This window comes from Bradyrhizobium sp. (assembly GCF_019244115.1).
Taxonomy (GTDB): domain Bacteria; phylum Pseudomonadota; class Alphaproteobacteria; order Rhizobiales; family Xanthobacteraceae; genus Bradyrhizobium.
Genome location: NZ_JAFATE010000062.1, coordinates 1 through 3,150 on the forward strand (window position 1 = coordinate 1; position 3,150 = coordinate 3,150).

3 protein-coding genes are annotated in these 3,150 nt (G+C 64.7%); 1 reads left to right on the top strand and 2 read right to left on the bottom strand.

All coding sequences use genetic code 11. The annotated features are described in order from the left end of the window. Positions 1–123 precede the first annotated feature (123 nt). Complete coding sequence (locus JOZ76_RS02895; RefSeq protein ID WP_291697124.1) at positions 124–1,356, bottom strand: ABC transporter substrate-binding protein; 1,233 nt, start codon at positions 1,354–1,356, stop codon at positions 124–126. Between the two features lie 327 nt (positions 1,357–1,683). Between JOZ76_RS02895 and JOZ76_RS02900 the strand changes: the two genes are divergently transcribed. Further along, a complete protein-coding gene (locus JOZ76_RS02900; protein ID WP_291697125.1) occupies positions 1,684–2,688 on the top strand; it encodes a LacI family DNA-binding transcriptional regulator in 1,005 nt (334 codons plus the stop codon). 83 nt (positions 2,689–2,771) lie between these two features. Here JOZ76_RS02900 and JOZ76_RS02905 read toward each other — a convergent pair. Beyond that, a partial coding sequence (locus JOZ76_RS02905; RefSeq protein WP_291697126.1) for a hypothetical protein occupies positions 2,772–3,150 on the bottom strand: 379 nt, incomplete at its 5' end.

A 3,150-nucleotide genomic window follows, 5' to 3' on the forward strand; every position in this document is an offset into this window, starting at 1 on the left:
CGGGATCGAGCAGGCGCCACAATCGCGCGCGATGTGGCTTGGCCCGATCCGATGCCCGCGCGAGCGTGGATGATGTCGTCATGAAATCCGGTCCGGACTGCTCGCTTTGGGATCAGCGCTGGTTTAGCGGAGAATCCGCTTCAGGCGGCTCTCGATCTGGGTGGCGCCGTCGGCCGGTGTCGAGGCGCCGGCCAGCACGGCATTGACCGTCGTGCGGATCACCTCGCTGACCTCGTTGTAGCGCGGCGTGGCCGGCCGCGCCCTTGCCGTCTGCACCACCGGGATGGCCTCCGCGAACCAGGGCGCCGCCTTGGTGACTTCGGAATCGCTGTAGAGCGCCGGATAGGTCGGCAGCAGCGAGCCGTTGATCGCCACGAACTTGGAGACATCGGGGCTGGACAGATATTCAGCAAGCGCGCGGGCTTCCTCCTGATGCTTGGAATAGGCCGAAACGCCCCATTCCCAGCCGCCGAGGCAGGTCGACTGCTCACCGCCGGCAACTGCCGGCAGCCGCGCCACCGCGACCTTTCCGGCCACCGGCGACCCGACGCCTTGCGCAAGGGCCCAGGCGTAGCCCCAGTTCACGGCAAACACGACGTTGCCGGCCTGAAACTCCTTGCGCGTGTCGTCGGTCGCGACCTCAGAGATGTTCTTCTTGGCAACGCCCTTATCGACAAGGCTCTTCCACAACGCCAGCGCCTTGGTCGCCGCGTCGCGGTCAAACGTCAGCTTGCCATCCTCCGCCATCGTCTTGCCCTGGCTCCAATAGGGAAGCAGGAAGGTGCACACCGCGCCCTCGATCGCCTTGCCCTGGAACGACAGCCCCTGCAGACTAGGATTGTGCTCGCCGTCCGTTACCTTCTGCGCCGCCGTCGCCAGTTCGTCCCAGGTTTTTGGCGGCGCGATGCCGTATTTGTCGAGCAGGTCCTTTCGATAATAAAGGAACATCGCATCGGCAAAGGCCGGCAACGCGACCACCTTGCCGTCGACGCTGTTGGCCTCGGCATAGGGACGAAGGTAAGCGTGCAGGTCCTTGCCGGGGAAGGGCGCAAGCCAGCCGGCAGCGGCGAACTGGGCCGGCCGAATGACATCGAGAATCAGCACGTCGAGTGACGGGTCTTTCGCCGACATCACAGTGTTGAGATATTGCGCCTGCACGTCGGAGGTCGCGCCGCCGAGTTCGATCGTGACTTTGATGTCGGGGTGACTAGCTTCGAACTGGTCCATCGCCTTGCGCCAGACAGCCGGCTGACCTTGACTGGAGAGAAAGACCTTTAGTTGCGTCTCAGCGGAGGCGGGGCTCGAGGCCAGCGCCGCGCTGAGCACCAAGAGACTTGCAAGCCGCGCAAACGTCATCGTGTTCCTCCTGGCTGATACTTGCCGCTTTTCCGCGTGCTTTGGCGTCTGACCCATGCACGATGCGCCGGTCGAAAACGCCGAACAGCCGCCGCTTGGTCGAATAGAGGCGGATCGTAGCGCTATGATTTTCGGGCTTGCATTAAGCGCTGTCAAGTCGCATGGCGATACGGTTGCCAGTCGTATCGCTGATCGCCGCGGGTGGGGATAATTCAGGATCGAAGCAGATTGCTTTGCGGCGACAGATCACCTACCCTTGGCTGCCGATCATAGCGCTATTATTTTGCCCCGATGCCGCCAGCAAAGCCCATACGCGCCCGGCGCAAGATGCAGCGCGTCACGATCATGGATGTCGCGGCGCGCGCCAAGCTGTCGCCATCCACCGTGTCGCTCTACTTCCGCAAGCCCGGCGCGGTCTCGGCCGCGGCGAGCGCCTCGATCGCGCGTGCCATCGAGGCGCTCGACTATGTGCCGAACCTGATGGCGGGTGGACTGGCCGCCGCCTCGTCGCGCGTCGCGAGCATCATCGTCCCCTCGGTGCGCAACGCGTTCTTTGCCGAAACTGTTGCCGCCATGCAGGCCGAGCTCGGCAAGCAACGCCTTCAGGTGATGCTCGGGCATACCGAATATGACGAGCGCGAGGAGGAGGATCTGGTGCGGACGGCGCTGTCCTGGGCGCCCGCTGCGATCGTGCTGACCGGCCTCTCCCACAGCGCCGTCACGCGCCGGCTGCTGCGCGACAGCCATGTGCCGGTCGTCGAGATCTGGGAGCTCGGCGGAGAGCCGATCGACATGGCCGTCGGCTTCCACCACGCCGAGGTCGGCAGCATGGCTGCATCACACCTCATGCAGCGCGGGCGCAAGCGGCTCGTGTTTCTCGGAGCTCGCCTGCAGGAGGATCGCCGCGCCGGGCAGCGCGCGCAGGGTTTTGTCGACACCGCACGCAGCGTGCCGGATGTCAGTGCGGAGATCATTCGCCATCCGGCGCCGGCGACCGCCGAGGTCGGCGCCATGCTGCTCGCGGAGGCGTTGCGACGCTGTCCTGAGGTCGACGGCATTGCCTGTTCCAACGATCATATTGCGCTGGGCGCGATGTTCGAATGCCAGCGCCTCGGTGTCGCGATCCCCGGGCGGTTGTCGGTGGTCGGTTTCGGCGATCTGAGCTTCAGCGCGGCGTGCAATCCGTCCATGACCACGATCCGTCCGCCGGGCGACCTCATTGGCAAGGAAGCTGCCCGGCTGCTCATCGCAAGGATTGCGAGCACGGACGCTACGACGGAGCGCGCCGTCATCGACACGCGCTTCTCCCTGCTCCACCGACAGAGCAGCTGATCCGGCATCAACCCGCATCCGCCGCAGCGTGATCGGTTTCGCGAAGAGCTCAACCCATCCTGCGCTTGGTTTGGTCCGCGCGATCAGCCGGACCGGCGCCATTCTTCCGCGGTCAAGGCTTCCAGCTCATCGAAATAGGCCTTGTGCGGATCGGATTCTGCTTCCGTTGGATTGCGCACCGCTTTGACTTCGCGGGCCAGATCGTGAAGGTGTCCGGCGAGCACGGAGCCGATCGCATGAACGGCTTCGTGACGATCAAGCCCCTCCGACATCAGCCGCTGCGCAATGCGACGCACCGGCAGCTCGGGGTCGGCAATCTGGTTCTCGACGATGACGTGTATGATGGCGTGCACCTGCTCGCGCGGAAAGTGGATTCCGGCACGTCGATGAGAGGCAACCACCATGTCGACCCGTTCCTGTTCGTCCAGTGCGAGCCACTCCTGCGCGTCCGGCTCCGTGAAC